This window comes from Actinoplanes nipponensis, assembly GCF_016862275.1.
Lineage (GTDB): Bacteria > Actinomycetota > Actinomycetes > Mycobacteriales > Micromonosporaceae > Actinoplanes > Actinoplanes nipponensis.
On record NZ_BOMQ01000063.1, the window covers coordinates 17322 to 35036 of the forward strand.

At 73.4% G+C, this 17715-nt stretch carries 19 protein-coding genes; 11 read left to right on the top strand and 8 right to left on the bottom strand.

The window, feature by feature from the left end:
* The first annotated feature begins 17 nt into the window (after nucleotides 1–17).
* The 4 genes from Ani05nite_RS26635 to Ani05nite_RS26650 are packed head-to-tail and all read left to right on the top strand — an operon-like array spanning nucleotide 18 to nucleotide 3923.
* On the top strand, nucleotides 18–1553 hold the full coding sequence (locus tag Ani05nite_RS26635) for a sugar ABC transporter ATP-binding protein (protein WP_203772712.1): 1536 nt from the start codon (nucleotides 18–20) through the stop codon (nucleotides 1551–1553).
* Entirely contained in the window at nucleotides 1543–2496 is a 954-nt protein-coding gene (locus Ani05nite_RS26640) for an ABC transporter permease (RefSeq protein WP_203772714.1), read from the top strand. The genes Ani05nite_RS26635 and Ani05nite_RS26640 overlap by 11 nt, the downstream gene beginning before the upstream one ends.
* On the top strand, nucleotides 2493–3512 hold the full coding sequence (locus tag Ani05nite_RS26645) for an ABC transporter permease (RefSeq protein WP_203772716.1): 1020 nt from the start codon (nucleotides 2493–2495) through the stop codon (nucleotides 3510–3512). Before Ani05nite_RS26640 ends, Ani05nite_RS26645 begins: the two co-directional genes overlap by 4 nt.
* Nucleotides 3513–3524: 12 nt before the next feature.
* Nucleotides 3525–3923, top strand: a complete 399-nt coding sequence (locus Ani05nite_RS26650) for a thiol-disulfide oxidoreductase DCC family protein (protein ID WP_203772718.1) — start codon at nucleotides 3525–3527, stop codon at nucleotides 3921–3923.
* Here the strand turns inward: Ani05nite_RS26650 and Ani05nite_RS26655 are convergent.
* The 3 genes from Ani05nite_RS26655 to Ani05nite_RS26665 all read right to left on the bottom strand — a co-directional run bounded on the left by Ani05nite_RS26655 (nucleotide 3920) and on the right by Ani05nite_RS26665 (nucleotide 6479).
* Nucleotides 3920–4621 carry a zf-HC2 domain-containing protein gene (locus Ani05nite_RS26655; protein ID WP_203772720.1) on the bottom strand — a complete coding sequence of 234 codons (702 nt, stop codon included), beginning with the start codon at nucleotides 4619–4621 and terminating at the stop codon, nucleotides 3920–3922. The two genes, Ani05nite_RS26650 and Ani05nite_RS26655, sit on opposite strands and share 4 nt — an antisense overlap.
* Nucleotides 4618–5139 carry a sigma-70 family RNA polymerase sigma factor gene (locus Ani05nite_RS26660; protein ID WP_203772722.1) on the bottom strand — a complete coding sequence of 174 codons (522 nt, stop codon included), beginning with the start codon at nucleotides 5137–5139 and terminating at the stop codon, nucleotides 4618–4620. Before Ani05nite_RS26660 ends, Ani05nite_RS26655 begins: the two co-directional genes overlap by 4 nt.
* A 128-nt stretch (nucleotides 5140–5267) precedes the next feature.
* Nucleotides 5268–6479, bottom strand: a complete 1212-nt coding sequence (locus Ani05nite_RS26665; protein ID WP_203772724.1) for a neprosin family prolyl endopeptidase — start codon at nucleotides 6477–6479, stop codon at nucleotides 5268–5270.
* Between the two features lie 382 nt (nucleotides 6480–6861).
* Here Ani05nite_RS26665 and Ani05nite_RS26670 point away from each other — a divergent pair, with 382 nt between their 5' ends.
* The gene (locus tag Ani05nite_RS26670) at nucleotides 6862–7752 is read left to right on the top strand and encodes a magnesium transporter CorA family protein (RefSeq protein WP_239130653.1); all 891 of its coding nucleotides are present in this window, start codon (nucleotides 6862–6864) and stop codon (nucleotides 7750–7752) included.
* Here Ani05nite_RS26670 and Ani05nite_RS26675 read toward each other — a convergent pair.
* Complete coding sequence (locus Ani05nite_RS26675; RefSeq protein WP_239130654.1) at nucleotides 7678–8928, bottom strand: glycosyltransferase family 4 protein; 1251 nt, start codon at nucleotides 8926–8928, stop codon at nucleotides 7678–7680. The two genes, Ani05nite_RS26670 and Ani05nite_RS26675, sit on opposite strands and share 75 nt — an antisense overlap.
* A gap of 70 nt (nucleotides 8929–8998) precedes the next feature.
* Here Ani05nite_RS26675 and Ani05nite_RS26680 point away from each other — a divergent pair, with 70 nt between their 5' ends.
* The 3 genes from Ani05nite_RS26680 to Ani05nite_RS26690 all read left to right on the top strand — a co-directional run bounded on the left by Ani05nite_RS26680 (nucleotide 8999) and on the right by Ani05nite_RS26690 (nucleotide 11721).
* A complete protein-coding gene (locus Ani05nite_RS26680; RefSeq protein ID WP_203772726.1) occupies nucleotides 8999–10540 on the top strand; it encodes a serine/threonine-protein kinase in 1542 nt (513 codons plus the stop codon).
* Between the two features lie 285 nt (nucleotides 10541–10825).
* The gene (locus tag Ani05nite_RS26685) at nucleotides 10826–11299 is read left to right on the top strand and encodes a cysteine dioxygenase (protein ID WP_203772728.1); all 474 of its coding nucleotides are present in this window, start codon (nucleotides 10826–10828) and stop codon (nucleotides 11297–11299) included.
* Nucleotides 11296–11721, top strand: a complete 426-nt coding sequence (locus Ani05nite_RS26690; RefSeq protein ID WP_239130655.1) for a rhodanese-like domain-containing protein — start codon at nucleotides 11296–11298, stop codon at nucleotides 11719–11721. The genes Ani05nite_RS26685 and Ani05nite_RS26690 overlap by 4 nt, the downstream gene beginning before the upstream one ends.
* Here the strand turns inward: Ani05nite_RS26690 and Ani05nite_RS26695 are convergent.
* Nucleotides 11684–12337, bottom strand: coding sequence for a TetR/AcrR family transcriptional regulator (locus Ani05nite_RS26695; RefSeq protein ID WP_203772730.1), 654 nt, complete (start codon nucleotides 12335–12337; stop codon nucleotides 11684–11686). The genes Ani05nite_RS26690 and Ani05nite_RS26695 overlap by 38 nt on opposite strands.
* A 48-nt stretch (nucleotides 12338–12385) precedes the next feature.
* Here Ani05nite_RS26695 and Ani05nite_RS26700 point away from each other — a divergent pair, with 48 nt between their 5' ends.
* The gene (locus Ani05nite_RS26700) at nucleotides 12386–12787 is read left to right on the top strand and encodes a PPOX class F420-dependent oxidoreductase (RefSeq protein ID WP_203772732.1); all 402 of its coding nucleotides are present in this window, start codon (nucleotides 12386–12388) and stop codon (nucleotides 12785–12787) included.
* Nucleotides 12788–12832: 45 nt separating this feature from the next.
* Here Ani05nite_RS26700 and Ani05nite_RS26705 read toward each other — a convergent pair whose 3' ends face one another.
* Together Ani05nite_RS26705 and Ani05nite_RS26710 are read right to left on the bottom strand one after the other, a co-directional pair.
* A complete protein-coding gene (locus Ani05nite_RS26705) occupies nucleotides 12833–13537 on the bottom strand; it encodes an anti-sigma factor family protein (protein ID WP_239130656.1) in 705 nt (234 codons plus the stop codon).
* Complete coding sequence (locus Ani05nite_RS26710) at nucleotides 13534–14037, bottom strand: sigma-70 family RNA polymerase sigma factor (protein ID WP_239130683.1); 504 nt, start codon at nucleotides 14035–14037, stop codon at nucleotides 13534–13536. The genes Ani05nite_RS26705 and Ani05nite_RS26710 overlap by 4 nt, the downstream gene beginning before the upstream one ends.
* Before the next feature lie 249 nt (nucleotides 14038–14286).
* Here Ani05nite_RS26710 and Ani05nite_RS26715 point away from each other — a divergent pair, with 249 nt between their 5' ends.
* The gene (locus Ani05nite_RS26715) at nucleotides 14287–15084 is read left to right on the top strand and encodes a hypothetical protein (protein WP_203772736.1); all 798 of its coding nucleotides are present in this window, start codon (nucleotides 14287–14289) and stop codon (nucleotides 15082–15084) included.
* On the opposite strand, the gene Ani05nite_RS26720 is transcribed toward Ani05nite_RS26715, so the two are convergent.
* Nucleotides 15078–16004 (bottom strand): DUF1996 domain-containing protein, encoded by a 927-nt coding sequence (locus tag Ani05nite_RS26720; protein WP_203772739.1) that lies wholly within the window; start codon nucleotides 16002–16004, stop codon nucleotides 15078–15080. The genes Ani05nite_RS26715 and Ani05nite_RS26720 overlap by 7 nt on opposite strands.
* 139 nt (nucleotides 16005–16143) lie before the next feature.
* Here Ani05nite_RS26720 and Ani05nite_RS26725 point away from each other — a divergent pair, with 139 nt between their 5' ends.
* Nucleotides 16144–17703: a GGDEF domain-containing protein gene (locus Ani05nite_RS26725; RefSeq protein ID WP_239130657.1), complete on the top strand. Its 1560-nt coding sequence runs from the start codon at nucleotides 16144–16146 to the stop codon at nucleotides 17701–17703.
* The last annotated feature ends 12 nt before the right edge of the window (nucleotides 17704–17715 follow it).

The following is a 17715-nucleotide window of genomic DNA, read 5'->3' on the forward strand; positions in this document are numbered from 1 at the left end:
AGCGAGTGGATGGGTCCATGGCACTGCTGGAAGTCCTCGATGTCAGCAAGGAGTTCCCGGGCGTCCGCGCCCTGGACGGGGTCTCCTTCACTCTCCGGCCGGGCGAGGTGCACGCCCTGGTCGGAGAGAACGGCGCCGGCAAGTCCACCTTGATCAAGGTGCTGACCGGCGTCCACCAACCGGACGGGGGCGAGCTGCGCTACCGCGACGAGCCGGCCCGGTTCGCGACACCGATGGACGCCCAGCGGGCCGGGATCTCCACCATCTACCAGGAGGTCAACCTCATCCCGCTGATGAGCGTGGCGCACAACCTCTTCCTCGGCCGCGAGCCGCGCACCCGGCTCGGGCTGCTGGACGAGGCCCGGATGCACCGCGAGGCCGGCGAGATCCTGCGCCGGTACGGCGTCACCACCGACGTGCGCCGCCAGCTCGGCACGCTCGCCCTGGGCGCGCAGCAGATGGTCGCTCTGGCCCGGGCCGTGATGATCGACGCCAAGGTCGTGATCATGGACGAACCCACCTCGTCGCTGGAGCCGCGCGAGGTGGAGACCCTGTTCGGGGTGATCCGCGACCTGCACGCCCAGGGCATCGGGATCGTCTACGTCAGTCACCGGCTCGACGAGCTCTACCGGATCTGCGACACCGTCACGATCCTGCGCGACGGCCGGGTGGTGCACACCGGCGAGCTCGCCGCGCTGGAACGCATCCGGCTGGTCTCGCTCATGCTGGGCCGGGACATGTCCGCCGTCCGCCGCGAGGGGTTCACCGGCTTCGCCGGCGAGCACGCCACCGCGGCCGACGCGGCCCCGGTGCTGGAGGTCACCGGCCTGAGCAGCCGGCGCAGACTGCACGACATCAGCTTCGCCGTGCGGCCCGGCGAGGTGGTCGGGCTGGGCGGGCTGCTGGGCGCCGGCCGCAGCGAGACGATCAAGGCGATCGGCGGGGCGTACCCGGTCGACAGCGGCCGCGTGGCGGTCGGCGGCCGGGAGCTGAAACGGCCGACCACGGTACGGGCGGTGCGGGCCGGCATCGCGACGCAGCCGGAGGACCGCAAGGCCGAGGGCATCGTGGCCGGGCTGTCCGTACGGGAGAACATCGCCCTCGCGGTGCTGCCCCGGCTGTCGCGCTTCGGCCTGGTCTCCGACCGCCGGATCGACGAGATCGTCCGCACCTACATGGACCGGTTGCAGATCAAGGCGTCCGGCCCGGACCAGCGGGTCGGCGACCTGTCCGGCGGCAACCAGCAGAAGGTCCTGCTGGCCCGGCTGCTCGCCACCCGGCCCCGGATCCTGCTGCTGGACGAGCCCACCCGCGGCATCGACGTCGGCGCCAAGGCCGAGGTGCAGTCGCTGGTCGACGAGCTGGCCGGCGAGGGCCTCGGCGTGGTGCTGGTCTCCTCCGACGCGGAGGAGCTGATCGAGGGGGCCGACCGGGTGGTGGTGCTGCGCGACGGCGCGGTCGTCGGCGAGCTGCGCGGCGACGACGTCACCACCGAGGCCCTGTTGCAGACGATCGCCGCGGCGGCGGAAGGGGAGACCCCCGATGACCACTGAGACCGTCGCCATCCGGCCCCGGCTCAAGAACTGGCTGCCGGCGTACGGCGTCTACGCGGCGATCGTCCTGCTGGTGCTCTACAACGTGGCGTTCACCCCGAACTTCCTGGCCTGGAGCAACCTGCGCATCCAGCTGATCCAGGTCGCCCCGGTGGTGATCGTGGCGCTCGGCATGGCGCTGGTCATCGGCACCGAGGGCATCGACCTGTCGGTCGGCTCGGTGATGGCGCTGGCCGCCGCCCTCATCCCGCTCTACCTCGGCTACGGCGTGCTCGCGGCGATCCTCGTCTCGCTGCTCGCGGGCGTGCTGGTCGGCCTGGTCAACGGCACGCTGGTCGCCCGGGTCGGGCTGCAACCGATCGTGGCCACCCTCGCCCTGTTCGTCGGCGGCCGGGGGCTGGCCCTGGTCATCTCCGGCGGCCGGCTCAAGGACATCCGCAACGACGACCTGATCTTCCTCGGCTCCGGGGACTTCCTGGGCCTGCCGATGCTGGTCTGGATCGCCGCGCTGCTGGTGCTGGTGGTCGCGTTCGTGGTGCGGCGCACCGTGTTCGGCCGCCGGCTGCTGGCCATCGGCGGCAACCGGCCGGCCACCGAGCTGGCCGGCGTGCCGGTCAAGCGGGTGCTGATCACCGTGTACGTGCTCTGCTCGGTGCTCGCCTCGATCGCCGGCCTGCTCGCCGTGGCCCGCATCCAGTCCAGTGACGCCTCCGCGGTCGGCCTGCTGATCGAGCTCTCCGCGATCACCGCCGTGGTCGTCGGCGGCACCCCGCTGACCGGCGGCCGGGTCCGGGTCCTCGGCACCGTGGCCGGCGCGCTGCTCATGCAGCTCGTGGTGGCCACGATGATCAAACACAACCTGCCGTCGTCCAGCACCGAGATGGTGCAGGCGGCCATCATCCTCATCGCCGTGTACGCCGCCCGAGAGAGGAAGTCCCGGTGACTCCCATCGTGTCGGACCCCGAGGCCCCCGCAGCCGCCGTCGCCGCCGACGTCCGCCGGGCGGAACGCACCGACCGCGTCGTCGGCCTGGTCCAGCGTCAGGGCGCGCCGGCCGTGCTCATCGCGGTCGTCCTGGTCGCCGCGGCCTCGTTCCCGAACTTCCGCAGCTTCGACAACGCCGCCACCGTCCTGGTGGCGGCCGCCCCGCTCGCGCTGATCGCGCTCGGCATGACCTTCGTGATCATCACCGGGGGCATCGACCTGTCGGTCGGCTCGCTGTACGTGCTGGGCGGGGTCGTCTCCGCGTACGCGTCGCAGTGGGGCCTGCTGCCGGCGTTCCTGGCCCCGCTGATCGTCTGCGGGCTGGTCGGCGTGCTGAACGGCATCCTGATCGCCTACACCGGGATGGCGCCGTTCATCGTCACGCTCGCCGCCCTGCTCGGCGCGCGCGGTCTGATGCGGGCCATCAGCGACGAGGGCTCCACCACGTACCTGGTGCGGAGCGACGCCTTCCGCCGCTTCGGCACCGGCTCGTTCCTCGGCATCGGCTACCCGGTCTGGCTGGTCGTGGCCGTCTTCGCGGTCGGCATGATCCTGCTGGCCCGGACCCGCTTCGGCCACGCCGTCCACGCGGTCGGCGGCAGCGAGGACGCGGCCGCGCTGATGGGCATCGCTGTACGCCGCACCAAGGTCCGGGTGTACGTCCTGTCCGGCCTGCTGGCCGGGCTGGCCGGGGCGATCAACGCGGCCAAGCTGGGCTCCGGCGTCACGGTGCTGGGCATCGGCCTGGAGCTGGACGCGATCGCCGCGGTGGTCATCGGCGGCACGCTGCTGACCGGCGGCGCGGGCACCATCACCGGCACCATCGCGGGCGTGCTGCTGCTCGGGGTGATCCAGAACATGATCAACCAGGTCGGCAACGTGCCCAGCAGCTACCAGCAGCTCATCAGCGGCGCGTTCCTGGCCGTGGTGGTGGTCGCGCAGACCTACCTGGCCAGGCTGCGCCGGGTGACCTGAGACAATGGGATCATGAAGCCCACCTTCGTGTACGACGGCGACTGCTCGTTCTGCACCTCGTGCGCGCAATTCATCGAGCGCCGCATCCCCTCGCACGCGACGGTGGTGCCGTGGCAGTTCGCCGACCTGGACCGGCTGGGCCTGACCCTGGAGCAGGTCGAGGAGGCGGTGCAGTGGGTCGGCGCCGACGGCACGGTCGCCTCGGGTCCGGACGCGATCGCGTTGCTGCTGCGGGACGCCGGCCGGCTGTGGGAGGTGCCGGGGCGGGCCCTGCAGCTCAAGCCGGTCGGACTGCTGGCGTGGCCGGCGTACCGGTGGATCGCCGGACACCGCCACCTGCTGCCCGGCGGCACCGCCGCGTGCTCGCTGCCCCAGGCCCAGCGCGACCAGCTCTACGGCTCCGCCGGCTAGTTCAGGTGGGCCGTGCCCAGCACGTGCCCGTCCCCGTCGGCCACCGCGACCGCGCTCACGTTGCCGAGCTGGATCGAGCTGGCCCCGGTGACCTTGGCGTTGCCGCTCGGGGTCGGCCCCCAGATCGCGGCCTGCTCCACCGTGCCGTCGGCCTTGCTGACCCGGCAGGTGAACGGGCCCCGGCCGGCCAGCTTCGAGACGGTCAGGTCGACCGAGACGCCCCAGGTCCGGCCGGTCAGCACCGCCTGCCCGGCGAGCCCGCTGCCGTCCTCGGCCTCGAAGACGGCGGTGACCGCGGCCGGGCTCGACGCGGCGACGGGCGGCGGGCCGGCGGGCGGGTCCTGCTCCCGGGTCGCGATCACCCCGATACCGGCCGCCACGACCAGCACGGCCGCGGCCGCGACGGCCAGCCGCCGGCCGGTGCCGCGCCGGCGTTCCCGGGACCGTTCCGCCCGCATCCGGGCGAGCAGGCTCTCGATCCGGGCCGGGCTGGGACGGCTGCCGGCGGCGACCGCGACGGGCAGCGCGTTCTCCAGCGACCGCAGCAGTTCCGGTACGGGCGCGAGCCGGTCCAGTTCCGCCCGGCACCCGTCGCAGTCGAGCAGGTGCGCGTCCAGCCGGTCGGTGTCGGCGTCGTCGAGGCCGCCCAGCAGGTAGCCGCCGAGCAGGCGGCGCAGCTCCTCGTGATCGACACTCATCGCAGCACCCCCATCTCCTCGAACGCCTGCCGCAACGCCCGCACCGCGTAGTAGGCCCGGGACTTCACCGTGCCCTCCGGCACCGACAGCTGCCGGGCCGCGTCCGCCACGGTCTGGCCCTCGTAGTACATGGCCTGGACCACGGCCCGGTGGTCGGCGGACAACCGTTCCAGCGCCTCCGCGACCAACCAGCCCTCGACGAGCTGGTCGACGTTGTCGGCCGCCGGCACCGCCTCGACCGCGCCCTCGTCGGCGACCAGGCGCGGGCGGCGCTGCTCGGCCCGCCACGCGTTGGTGACCACGTTGCGGGCGATGGTGAGCAGGTAGGAGCGGGTGCGGCCGGGATCGGGGTCGAGGTGGTCGATGTGCCGCCACGCCCGTAACAGCGTCTCCTGGACGAGGTCCTCCGCCTTGTGGCGGTCGCGCACGTACCGCGAGACGAAGCTCAGCAGCACGGCGTAGTGCTCGGTGTAGAGCGCGGTCATCAGCTGTTCGTCGGGGTTGACCCGTCGCCTCATCCGCTGCTCCCTCGTCGGCCCGCCATCCGGTTGTACCCCGCGCCGGGGTGGCCGGTTCGATCGGCCCCGACGAAAGCGCCCGGCCCTCCCACCTGGGGAGGACCGGGCGCCTCGACGCTACGGTGCGGTCAGCACTTCACGATGGGCTCGGAGTTCGGGTCCTTCGGGTCCTTCAGCGGGTACACCGGGCCGCCGTAGCGGAAGGTCGTGCCGAGGTCGCCGACCTTGAGCCCGGTCCACGGGCTCCACGTGGGGTCGTCGGGCTTGTCCGGGAACACGGGCGGCAGCGGGTTCTGGAGGTCCACCTTGTACTTCGGCCGCGGGTCGACGTCGAACGAGACCAGCGGGCCGTTGGTCATGCTGATGCTGCCGATCCGCGCCGCGGTGCCGGTGGCGGCCGGCTTGCCGTTGCCCATCTGGGTGCAGGGGGTCAGGCTGGGCGACGCCACCTCGCCGAACCACTGGATCACGCCGCCCTTGGTGTACCGGCCCTCCCAGTTGCTGTCGGGGAAGTAGCCGATCCACTCCGAGTCGTACGCGATCCACCAGGCGTTGCCGGCGTGCTGGATGCCGAAGCGCTTCGAGGTGCCCACCGGCAGGGTGTCGCCGGGCTTCACGGTCTTGCTGTACTGGGTGAAGCCGCAGGCGTTGTAGCAGGTGCGCTTGCCGTCGCGCCAGTAGAAGACGAACAGGTGCGGGTCGTCGTCCCCGTTGACCGAGCGGTCCACGGTCCAGCCGACCTCGACGGTCTGCTGGGTGTCGGGCGACTGCACCGCGATCTCGGCCAGCGTGTGATAGTCGCCCTCGCCCAGCCGGGGCTTCTCGACGGTCAGGTTGGCCCAGGTGCCGTCGGTCTCGCCGATCTGGGCGCCGACCGCGTAGTGGAAGTTGACCACGCGGTCCACGGCGGCCGCGGCCGTACCCACGGTGGGCGGGGCGGGCGGGACGATGGTGGTGCGCATCGACTTCAGGAATCGGCCGTTGGCGCGGCCGCCCTTGGGGGCGTACTCCGGCGTCGGCGTCATCGAACCGCTGGTGTCCGCCGGCGCCGCGTCGGCCCCGGCCGCCGCGACGGCCGCGCTGCTGGCGCCGGCCCTGGCTCGCGTGAGCCGCTCCGGCCGGGTGCCCCACGGCAGCAGCCGCGGCGGCACGGGGGTGGCCTCGGTGGCCTCGGTGGTCACGGCGGACGCCGGGGCAGACTCCGGCGCGACGACGATCGCGGGAGCCTCGGCCACGGTCGTCTCGTCCGCGCTGGCGTTCAGGGTCCAGGCCGTACCCGTCGAGCCGACTACGGCTACGGCTAGGCCGGCGGCGAGTAAACCGCGGCGTGCGTTCGACACGTGTCCGTCCTCGTTCATCGGGGGGCTCGGAGGTGGTGGGCGAAAAACCTCCGGGACCGGCTCTCGGCGGCGGAGCTGACCATATAACGATCTGAATACCCCCCGCGCCGGTCCGGAGGCCTTTCCGCCTGAACGGCTGAGCGCACCCGCCGATCCGGTGAAACATCAGCCATTGACGTCCACGGTGCGTGTTCACGCGGTTGCTCAGGGGCATTTTTTCGCGCTCTGTTCTGAAAGAGGCTAACCGCTATGAGGCTCTTTCGGGTCTAGCGTGGGCACCATGGCGGGCATCAGCGTTCTGGCGGTCCGGGAAGACGGCGTCGAAATGTACCCTGTGTCCGAAGTTGCCGCGCTTCTGGACCGACCGGACACTCTGTTGTGGGTGGACATAACGACCTGCGGGCCGGCCGCGACCGAGCTGCTGACCGACGTCCTCGGCTGCCATCCGCTCGCCGTCCGCGACTGCACGCGGCGCAACCGGGTCCCCCGGGTGCGCATCTACCCGCACCAGCACCTGCTGATCCTGCACGGCCCGCAGCGCGGACCGTCCGGCCACGTGCACTACATCGAGCTCGACCAGATCGTCGGGGACCGGTACGTGGTCACCGTGCACGGCCCGCTCAACCCGGCCGTGGATCCGGCCGTCGCGCTGCGCGAGACCGAGGCGGTCCGGCGCCGGCTGGAGTCGGGACGGCTGCGGCCGGGCACGCCGTACGAGCTCTCGTACGCGATCTCCACGGCCCTGGCGCACACCCTCGAGTCCTTCATCGAGGAGCTCACCCGCGAGGTGTGGCAGCTGGAGCAGCGGGTGACCGGCGGGCACATGGGCAACCCGGAGGAGTTCCTCGAGGAGCTGTTCCAGGCCCGGCACGGGCTGTTGGCCGTACGCACGATGGGCGGCCTGGGCGCCGAGGTGTTCGGCCGCATCGCCGCCGTGGAGAAGCGGGTCACCGCCGCCGATCTTCCGCTGATCACCGACATCGTCGATCAATTGACCCGAATTCGCGCATTGGCCGACGGGGAACGCGAATACCTGCAAGGCGTGATCGAGTTCTATCGGGCCCGGGCCGAGACGAAAATGACCATCGCCGCGGAACGGCTCGCGGTGATCGCCGTCGTCACGTTACCGATCACCGCACTCTCCTCCATTTACGGCATGAACATCATCGTCAACGATCACACGCATCTGCCCCAGTTGCTACTGGTGCTGACCGTCATGGCGATCATGTCCACTTTGTTGCTCACCTGGGCCAAGCGCCGCGGTTGGTGGTGACCCGCCGCGGGCCGCGACCAGCTCGGCGAACAGCTCCTCCCACTCCCGGCACACGGTGGCCATCGAGTAGCGGCTGCTGTCGGCGCGGGCGGCGGCGCCCATGGCCCGCCGCTCGGCCGGGTTCTCGATCAGCCGGATCATGCCCTCGGCCAGGGCTGGCACGTCCTCCGGGGGCACCAGCAGCCCGGTGCGGCCGTGCTCGATGATCTCCCGCGGGCCGGTCGGGCAGTCGAAGGCGACGGCCGGCACGCCCGCCGCGGCCGCCTCCAGCAGCACCAACGGCAGGCCCTCGAACCGCGAGCTGAGCACGTACCCCGAGGCCGCCGCGAGCTCCTCCGCCAGCCGCCGCGAGGGTCCCTCCAGCCGTACCCGGTCGCTCAGGCCCAGCTCGGCGATCTGGGCCGCCAGCTTCTCGCGCTGCCGGCCGTAGCCGAAGATCCGCAGCCGCCAGTCCGGGTGCCGGGCGGCCACCGTCGCGTACGCCGGGATCAGCAGGTCGAAGCCCTTCTGCCGGACCAGCCGACCGGCGGCGACCAGCACCTTGTTCTCCAGCGCGGCCGGCGGCAGCGGCCACGGCGGGATGCCGTTCGGGATCCGCCGCAGGCGCGCCGGCCGTCCGCCCAGCGCGGCCCGGTAGGTGTCGCGGTCGTGCTCGGTCAGCACGACGACGGCGTCGAGCCGCGGGTAGGAGCGCACGATGGCCGCCCGCAGCCGCGGCGGGTAGCTCTGCAGGTTCATGTGGTCCTGGGCGATCCGGATGAGCCGGCGCGGAGCGAACCAGGCCGACAGCAGGTTGAGCGCCGGCCGGGTGGTGATCAGCACGCCGTCCGGGGCGGACCGGAGGTACCGGACGATGGTCAGGTCGACCAGCGGATCCCAGCGGCGGTACCGCGAGTCGTGCCGGTGCGGCAGCGGGTTGCCGAAGCGCCGGGTCTTGTTGGCCAGCCGGCTCTTCTGCCCCGGCCGGTCGCTGCGCCGGTCGCCGGACTCGCGCAGCTCGGTCAGCGGGACCAGCCGGACCCGGGGGTCGATGGCGAAGACCGGGTCGTCACCGGTGCGGTAGACGCTGGCGATCTCCACCTCGTGCTCGCCGCACAGCGCGTTGGCCTGGTTGACGACGGTGCGGACGGTCCCGCCGCCGCCGTACGCGTTGTTCAGCAGATACCGGATTCTCACGTCGGCAACGTAAACAACGGCCGCAAAACGACCGACCCGTCCGCGGGGCGCACGGCGCCGAATCACCGCCATGGATGCTGCACGAGAGCTGATCGGTGGCCGGTACCGGCTGCTGGAGATCCTCGGCGCCGGCGGCCGGGGCCGCGTCTGGCTGGCCGACGACGAGCTGCTGCGCCGCCGGGTGGCCGTCAAGGAGCTCGGCACGCCGGCCGGCCTCAACGCCTCCCGGATGCTCGACGCCCAGCTCGCCACCATGCGCGAGGCGCGGGCTGCGGCCCGGCTCGCGCACCCAGGGGTGGTCGGCATCTACGACGTGGTGTGGCGCCCCGACCGGTCCTGGCTCGTCATGGAGTACGTCGAGTCGCGCTCGCTGGACGCCGTGCTGCGCGCGGACGGCCCGCTCCCGCACCGCGAGGCGGCCCGGATCGGCTTGGACGTGCTGGCCGCGCTGCGGGCCGCGCACGAGTCCGGCGTCCTGCACCGCGACGTGGAACCGCACCACGTGCTGCTCGCCGCCGACGGCCGGGTGGTGCTCACCGGCTTCGGCCTGGCCGGGGAGGCGGAGCGCCCGGCCGCGTTCGCCGCCCCCGAGCGGGTACGCGGGGATGACGCCGGCGCGGCCGCCGACCTGTGGTCGCTGGGGGCCACGCTCTACGCCGCGGTGGAGGGGCGTCCGCCGTTCGCGCGGCCGACCCCCGCCGCCTCGGTGACCGCGCTGCTGACCGAGCCGCCGGGTCCGGCCCGGTTCCCCGGGCCGCTGACCCCGATCATCGACGAGCTGCTGAGCAAGGACCCGGCCGGCCGGCCGACGGCGGCGGACGCGCAGGACCGCCTGCGCCGGGTGCGGGACCGGGCGGTCGGCGTCTTCCCGATGCGGCTGCCGCGGCAGCGGCTCCCGGCGCCGGCCGGGACGTCCGCGCGGGGCATGTCCCTGCTCCTGGACCGGATGGACCGCGACCGGGCCGCACCCCGGGCCCTCGCCCGCAGCACCAGGTCCGCCCTGGTGGCCGCGGCCGTGCTGCTGGCCGGCACGACCGGCACGGCGCTGCTGCTCGACCGCCGGCCGGGCGGCGCCCCGGCCGCCGAGGCGACTGCCGGCGCGAGCGCCGGGCCGGTCGCCCGCTGCGCCGCGGGCGATCCGGTCGTGACCGGCAGCACCGAGACCCGCGGGTACGCCGTACCGGCCGGCTGGCTGTGGCACACCGATCCGACGGGGTTCGACGTGGCGGTGCCGCGGGGCTGGACCCGGTCGCAGGACGGCACCGCCGCGTGCTTCCGCGACCCGGGCGGCAGCCGGTCGTTCCGGGTGGACGCCTCGGCCCGGCTCACCGGCCCCGCCGTCGCCCACTGGCGGGGCGCGGAGCAGGACGCGCTGGCCACCGGGACCCTGCCCGGTTACCGGCGGGTGGCCCTGAGCGCGCTGCCGCAGCAGGACGGCGCCGCGTGGGAGTTCACCTGGCAGCCCGGCGCCGAGCCGGTACGCCGGCACGAGCGGCGGGTGCTGCTGGCCGGGGAGCAGGCTCGCGCGTACCTGGTGGAGTGGACGGCGCCCGACCAGGACTGGGCGGGCACCGAGCCGTACCTGCGGCTGGTCCTGGCCAGCCTCTCCTGATCTTCGTTCCCGCATGGTGGTACCGGTTTGATCTGGCCCGCCGGCCCGACCACGATGGGCGCATGCAGCGGCAGGGCATCCCCCTCACGGCCCGCCGGGTGATCGACCTGGCGCGCTGCGCCAGCGCGCGCTGTCCCCGCTGATCTGCGCCTTTCGCGCCCCCCGGTACGACATCCCGGCCCCCGGGCCGTTCCCGATTCTTTCCGCGCGTCGCCCGCTCCGGGCCGTACTGTGACGGTAAACCTATAGGACTGATAGGCAATATATGCCAAGCGAGGAGTTGCCGTGACCGTCGTCGACCTCAGCCTCGACCATCTCGCCACCGCCACCCGGTACGCCGCCGACCCGGACGCCTGGCCCGTCGCGCCCCGCTTCACCGTGGGCGACCGGTGGTACCACCGGCTGGCCCAGGAACCGGACCACGAGGTGTGGCTGCTGACCTGGCTCCCCGGGCAGGGCACGGACCTGCACGACCACGGCGGTTCGGCCGGCGCGTTCCACGTCTTCTCCGGCACGCTCACCGAGGACACGGTCACCACCGGCCCGGACGGCCCACCCCGGATCACCGCCCGGGAACTGGGCGAGGGCGCCGGCCGCCGGTTCGGCGCCCGGCACATCCACCGGATCACCAACCGCTCCGGCCGGCCCGCGATCAGCATCCACGCGTACGGCCCGGCGCTGACCACCATGACCCGCTACCGGATCGGCGCCGCCGGCCTGGACGTCGTGACCGTCGAGCGGGCGGGGGCCCAGTGGTGAGCGTCCCCCTGCTGCGCAGCGCGCCCACCTTCGCGACCCCGCCCGAGGGGGCCCGCGGCATCGACGAGCTGCTGGCCGGCGCCCGCGCCCGGCTGATCCGCCTGGGTCCGCACGAGACCTACCGGGCCGTCGGCCGCGGCGCCGTGCTGGTGGACATCCGGCCGGCCGCCCAGCGGGCCGAGCACGGCGAGATCCCCGGCGCGATCGTCATCGAGCGCAACGTGCTCGAGTGGCGGCTCGACCCCCGCAGCGATGCCCGGCTGTCGTTCACCCGCTACGACCTGGAAGTGATCGTCACCTGCCAGGAGGGCTACACGAGCAGCCTGGCCGCGGCGGCGCTGCAGGATCTGGGCCTGCTGCGCGCGACGGATCTGGACGGCGGCTTCAAGGCCTGGCAGGCGGCCGGGCTGCCGACGATCTGACCCGCGCCGCGGTGGCGGCGGGAGCGGGGCCCGCGCCGCCGCCGCGCATCACCAGCGGCAGCAGAACGTCGTCCACGAGGGACTCCTGCTGCTCGACGCCCGGCGGGCCCCCGCGGAGCAGCGTGGCCAGGAAGAGCTGGGCCACCGCGACCCCGAGCGCCCGCGAGACCTGCGCGGGGTCGGCGTCCTCACCGCGCGCCGCCGCCCGCCGGGCGATGAGGACGCCGTCCGCCGCGCCGCGCCGGTCGATCTGGTCGCGGACCAGCTCGCGCAGGGTCGCGTCACCACGGACCGCCTCGATCAGCCCGACCAGGGACAGCCCGCCGGCGTGCCCGGTGAGCGCCCGGACGATCGCCGTGACGGCGTACCGCAGGTCACCGCGCAGCGAGCCGGTGTCCGCGACCTCCGGGGTCGCCTCCTCGGCCTGGCGGCGCAGCGCCTCCGCGATCAGCGGCGCCTTGCCGGGCCACTTGCGGTAGATGGTCGCCTTGGACGCCCGGGCGCGGGCCGCGATCGCGTCCACGCTGACCCGCTCGTAGCCGGCCTCGGCGACCAGGGCCACGGCGGCGGCCAGGATGGCGTCCTCCCGGGCCCGCCCGCGCAGCGGACTCGCCACCGTTTCCCTCCCAGCTTGTGAACGGAACCGTACAGTACTGTCCTGACCATGACCTCACTGCCCGCCGGCCTGCTGGACCTGCTCGGCCAGCCCAGCCCGTGCTTCATCGCCACCACCATGCCGGACGGCTCACCCCAGCTCACCCAGACGTGGGTCGGCACGGACGGCGAGCACATCGTGATCAACACCGTGGAGGGCTTCCAGAAGGTCCGCAACATCGAGCGCGACCCCCGGGTGGCGGTGACCGTCGCCGACCCCGGCGACGTGTCGAGCTACTACTCCGTGCGGGGCCGGGTCGTCGACATCACGCCCAAGGGCGGCGCCGAGAACATCGAGGAGCTGGCCCTGAAGTACCTCGGCGGGCCGTACCCGTGGTTCGGCGGGCGGGACCAGGTGCGGCTGATCATGACCATCGCGGTGGAGAAGGTCGTGCACGCGCCCTGGGGCTGACGCCGGACGGGGCGGCCCCGCGGGGCCGCCCCGGCTCGTCCCGCGTCAGACCGCGGCGCTGGTGTAGTGCTTGCCCGTCTCGGTGACCACCCGGACCGACGCGACCTCGGCCGGCGCCACCAGCGCGCTGCCGTCCAGGGTGGTGCCCTCGGCCGCACCCTTCTCGGAGACGACCCAGCTGCCCGCCAGCACCACCGTGCCGTCCTTGGCGACCACCTCCAGCCGGCACCGCTCGCCCTGCGGGATGCCGGCGACCGCCGCCTTGATCCGCACCCAGCCCGGCGCCGGGGCCACCGCCACGGTGATCCGCGCGCCGGTACGGGCGTCGACGGCGGTGGCGGTCCGCGTGCCCGGGATGGTCGTCTGCTCGACCTGCGACGGGGTGGGCAACGCGACCGGCTGGCCCGGATCGGCCGTACCCCGGCCGACCACCACCCCCGAGCCGATCGCGGCGGCCACGACCACCGCCGCGGCCGCGCTCATCAGCGCGGTACGCCGCCGCCGGTGGCCGGCCGACTCGTCCCGGATCTGCCGCAGGGTCCGCTGCAGCAGCAGGTCACCGCCCTCGGGCGGCCCGTCCAGCAGCATCGCCTCGGGCACGGCCTCGAGTGCCATCGTCCACTCCCGCAGTGAGTCCACCTCGGTACGGCACTCGGCGCAGCCGGCGAGGTGCTCCTCGACCCGGCGCACCTGCTCCGCGTCCAGCGACTTCGTCAGATAGCCGGCGAGGTCCACGTGATTCGTCTTCATGAGGCAGACCGTTCCGTTCCGGCGGCGCTCAGCGACCGGAGCTCGCGTAGTGCCCGCAGGGCATAGAAGGAGCGCGACTTGACCGTCCCGGGCGGGATGCCCAACGTCCTGGCGGCCTCCGCGACCGTGCTGCCGAGCAGATATACCTGCTCCAGCACCTCGCGGTGCTCGGCGGAGAGCCGGCTCAGCGCGTCGACCACCACCACCGAGTTGACCACCTGTTCGGCGTGGTCGCCCTCGGCCGCGACCTCGACCGGCGACTCCCGCACCTCGGGGGCGCGGGCGTTGCGGGCCCGGATCTGGTCGGTGACGATGTTGCGGACCACGGTGAGCAGCCAGCCGCGCACCGAGCCCTTGCCGTTGACCAGGCTGTCCGGATGTCGCCAGGCGCGCACCAGCGCCTCCTGGACCACGTCCTCGGCAGCCGCCCGGTCCCGGGTCAGCTGTGTCGCATAGGCGAGCATCGCCGCCCCGTGTTCCGAGAACAGGGATCTGACCAGTGCTTCATCGGCCACCTCCCGGCGACGTTGGAGCCTCAACCCCGGCATCTCTTCTCCCCGGTGCAGGCGGTGACCACGCCGAGGCTGGCCGGACGGAGCGCCTGTCCGGCCACCCTCGACCCCCGTTTCATCGGTCTGACTCCCCCCACACGTACCGGCGGGGCGGAACGGTTCAGAGCAGATTTCCGCTGAACCGGATCCGGCCCGGTGTCGTGTGGAGGGCGTACCGGCTCACTCACAGGGGGAACCATGAAGCGCCGCCGCATCGCCATCACCGCCCTCGCCCTGACCAGCGCGCTCAGCCTGACCGCCTGCGCGCGGCCCGGCACCGGCCCCACCCCCGTGAGCCTGGTCGCGGCGGAGGGTGAGACGCCCGCCGCGCCGACCGGGCCGCCGGAACCGCCGGAGCAGGCCGACCCCGGGCTGGCCGCCGAGGAGACCCCGGACCCGCCGGCCGAACCCGTCCCCGAGCCGACCGTCGCCAAGACGCAGAAGTGGGTCAAGATCTTCAGCGGCGCGTCCGACCGGGATCTCACCCCGCCCCGCAGCATCCGGACAGGCAGCCGGACGGTCGAGCTCAACACCGCGGAGAACCCGGTGATCGGCACCTACGTCACCGACGGCGCCGGCCGCACGCTGTACCGCTTCGACGAGGACTCGGCCGATCCGCCGAAGGCCACCTGCAACGGCGCGTGCGCCAAGGCCTGGCCGCCGCTGCTGATCAAGTCGCCCGGCAAGATCTTCCCGAAGGGCATCGACCCGAAGATCATCGGGTACGTCGAGCGCGCCGACGGTCACTGCCAGGTCACCATCAACGGCTGGCCGGTGTACTACTTCGCCAAGGACACCACGCCCGGCGACATCCGCGGCCAGGGCGTCAAGGGCACCTGGTTCGCGGTGAACCCGAAGGGCGGCAGGACCGGGGCGCTGCCCGAGTCGGCCGGCGGGACCGGGGACACGGACGGCGCCGGCGGCTCCGGCGGCTCCGGCCGGTCCGGCGGCTCCGGGGACGCGGGGAACGACGCCCCGGCCGACCCCGGCTACTGACAGTCGCGACCGGCGTTCAGGCACCGGACCGCCTCGGCCATCAGGGCATCCGGCATCAGATTGACGAAGAAGGCGTGATCGGTGAGCGGGCTGTGCCGCTGCGCGTCGAACGAGTCGATCCGGTACCGGGTGCCCGGCGCGAGGTCGTAGGCGACGACGATCCGCAGTCGCGGCACGGCGAACGTCGAGATCGGACAGCCGCCGCCGGGCCGGGTGAAGACCAGCTGCTGACGATGGTCGGCACTGTCCACCCGCCGGCCGTCCCAGCAGCTCGGGAAGTCGAAGACCCGGAGCACCTGTTCGCCGCGGGGGCAGACGACGTACCGCAGGGTGCGCCGCTCGGGACTGCCCGAACAGCTCCAGACCGGGGCGGCCCGGGCCCCGCCGTTGGTCACCGCGTACGCGTCACCCACCGCCCCGCGCAGCAGCCGCGGCATCGCCACCACCGGCCCCCGGGAGTTGCCCAGGAAGGTGAAGCTGACCGCGGCCGGCACCCGCACCGCCCCGCCGTGCGGGCCGTCCTGTCGGCCCACGGTCCGCAGCACCGGCCAGTAGTAGGTCGACTCGTCGCCGTTGGCGCAGGTGGTGCCGCCACCGGCGAGGCTGCGCACGGTGCTGCCGACCCGCACCGACAGGTTGCCCAGGAAGTCGTGCACGTGGTGGGCCGGCCCGGCCCGGCCCGGCGTCACGACGATGTTGCTGGTGTTGCGGTGGCCGTTCTCGTTGCGCCCGCAGTCCCACGTGTACGAACCGGCGCCCGGCTCCACCGGCCGGGCCGCGACCCGGTCGATGGGCACGTAGTCGGGGCCCAGCGCCGGCCGGCGGAGCATGCCCGCGGCGATGGCGCCCCCGGCGAGCAGCAGCTCGATCGCCAGGGCCCAGAGGACAGCCCTGCGCAGACCGGTCGCGGCGTACGCCATACAGTCACCATACGCAGACCCACCGCAACCCCGAGTGGCGCGAACCGGACAGTGCAGTGAGACGGATCAATCGGTGCCCGGCCGCAGGCCTATCGGTCCGGTGGATTTACTCATGCCGGTAAAGCCTGATACTGGGCTGATGGCGGACTCGATCTCGGGCGACCGGCGGCTGCCGGTGCCGGTCACCGCGTACGGGCCGCTGCACCTGTTCGCCCTGCAGGTGCACCGGATGGCGAACGGGGGCCAGGCCCACGAAGCGGTCGCGGCGGCCGACGCCTACCTGACCATCGCCCGCACGGTCCGCGACGACCGGACGGCCCGGTTCCTGGTCCAGGGCAAGATGTACGCCCTGCTCGCCATGGGCCGGCTGGTCGAGGGCACGGCCCTGGCCGAGGAGTTGCTGCGTACCGCCGGCTCCCTGGTCAGCGAGGCCAAGGCCCGCTGCGACCTGGCCCAGCTGCACCTGCTGCGCGGCCACTACGTCGACTGCATGCAGCACCTGGCCCGCGCCGGCGCCCTGCTGAACGCCGGCCCCGCAGGCAGCGACCGGCACCGCTCGGCGATGTGCTCGTTCGCCGAGGCCGCCACCGCCGCCGAGATGTACGAGACCGCGGCCATGGCCTACGACCAGCTGTGCGCCTCCGACTCGCCGAACCGCTCGACGTCGTTCGACCTGGTGCACGCGGTGACCCTGCTCTACTGGGGACTGCGGCTGGCCCACGTGGGCCGCGCCGAGGAGGCCCGCAGCCGGCTGCGCCGCAGCGCCGAGATCACCCGGGTGCGCCTGGACGCCCAGCCGGACGTGCACACCACCGCCGTACACGCCCTGGCCCTGGCCAAACTCGGCGAGACTCCGGTGGCCGAGAAGCTGGCCCGCGAGGCGATCATGCCGCTGCGCACCGGCGGCATCTACCAGTACGCCCGGATGGCGCACCTGGCCCTGGGGATCAGCCTGCGCGCCCAGGGCTTCCCGCACGAGGCCCGCCGCGAGTTCATCGCCGCACGCGAGCTCAGCGAGCACGGCTCCCGCCCCGACGAGCGGCCGATCATCCGCTTCGAGCTGGCCCTGACCGCCCTGGAGCTCGACGACTGCCAGTCCAGCCGGGACCTGTTCGAGACGGTCGAGGGACAGATGCGCGAGCTGTGGCGGCTGCGGCTGCAACGGCTGGCGATGCTGCGCCAGGCCGGCCAGCGCGAGGAGGCGGAGGCGGCCCGGGCCCGGGCGGAACGGGAGATCCTGCTGGACCCGCTGACCGGGCTCGGCAACCGGCGCAAGTTCGACCTGCTGATCGCCGACGTGGACCGCGCGGCGGGCCGGCGGCCGCTGACCGTGCTGCTCATCGACCTGGACCACTTCAAGGCGGTGAACGACGCGTACTCGCACAGCGCGGGCGACCGCGCCCTGCGCGAGGTGGCGACGATCCTGCGGGCCCACTGCCGCACCGGCGACGAGGCGGTCCGGTACGCGGGCGACGAGTTCGTGGTCTTCCTGCAGGGCGACGGCACGACGGGCCGCGAGGTGGCCGAACGCATCCGCACGGCGGTGGCCGCGGCGCGGATCCTCCCGGAGGCCCGCCTGACGGTGAGCGTCGGCGTGGCCACGTGGTCCCCCGGCATGAGCGGCGACGCCCTGTTCCGCGCGGCCGACGACCGCCTGTACGCCGCCAAGTGGAGCGGTCGCAACACCACTGCCGCCTGACCACCCACCACC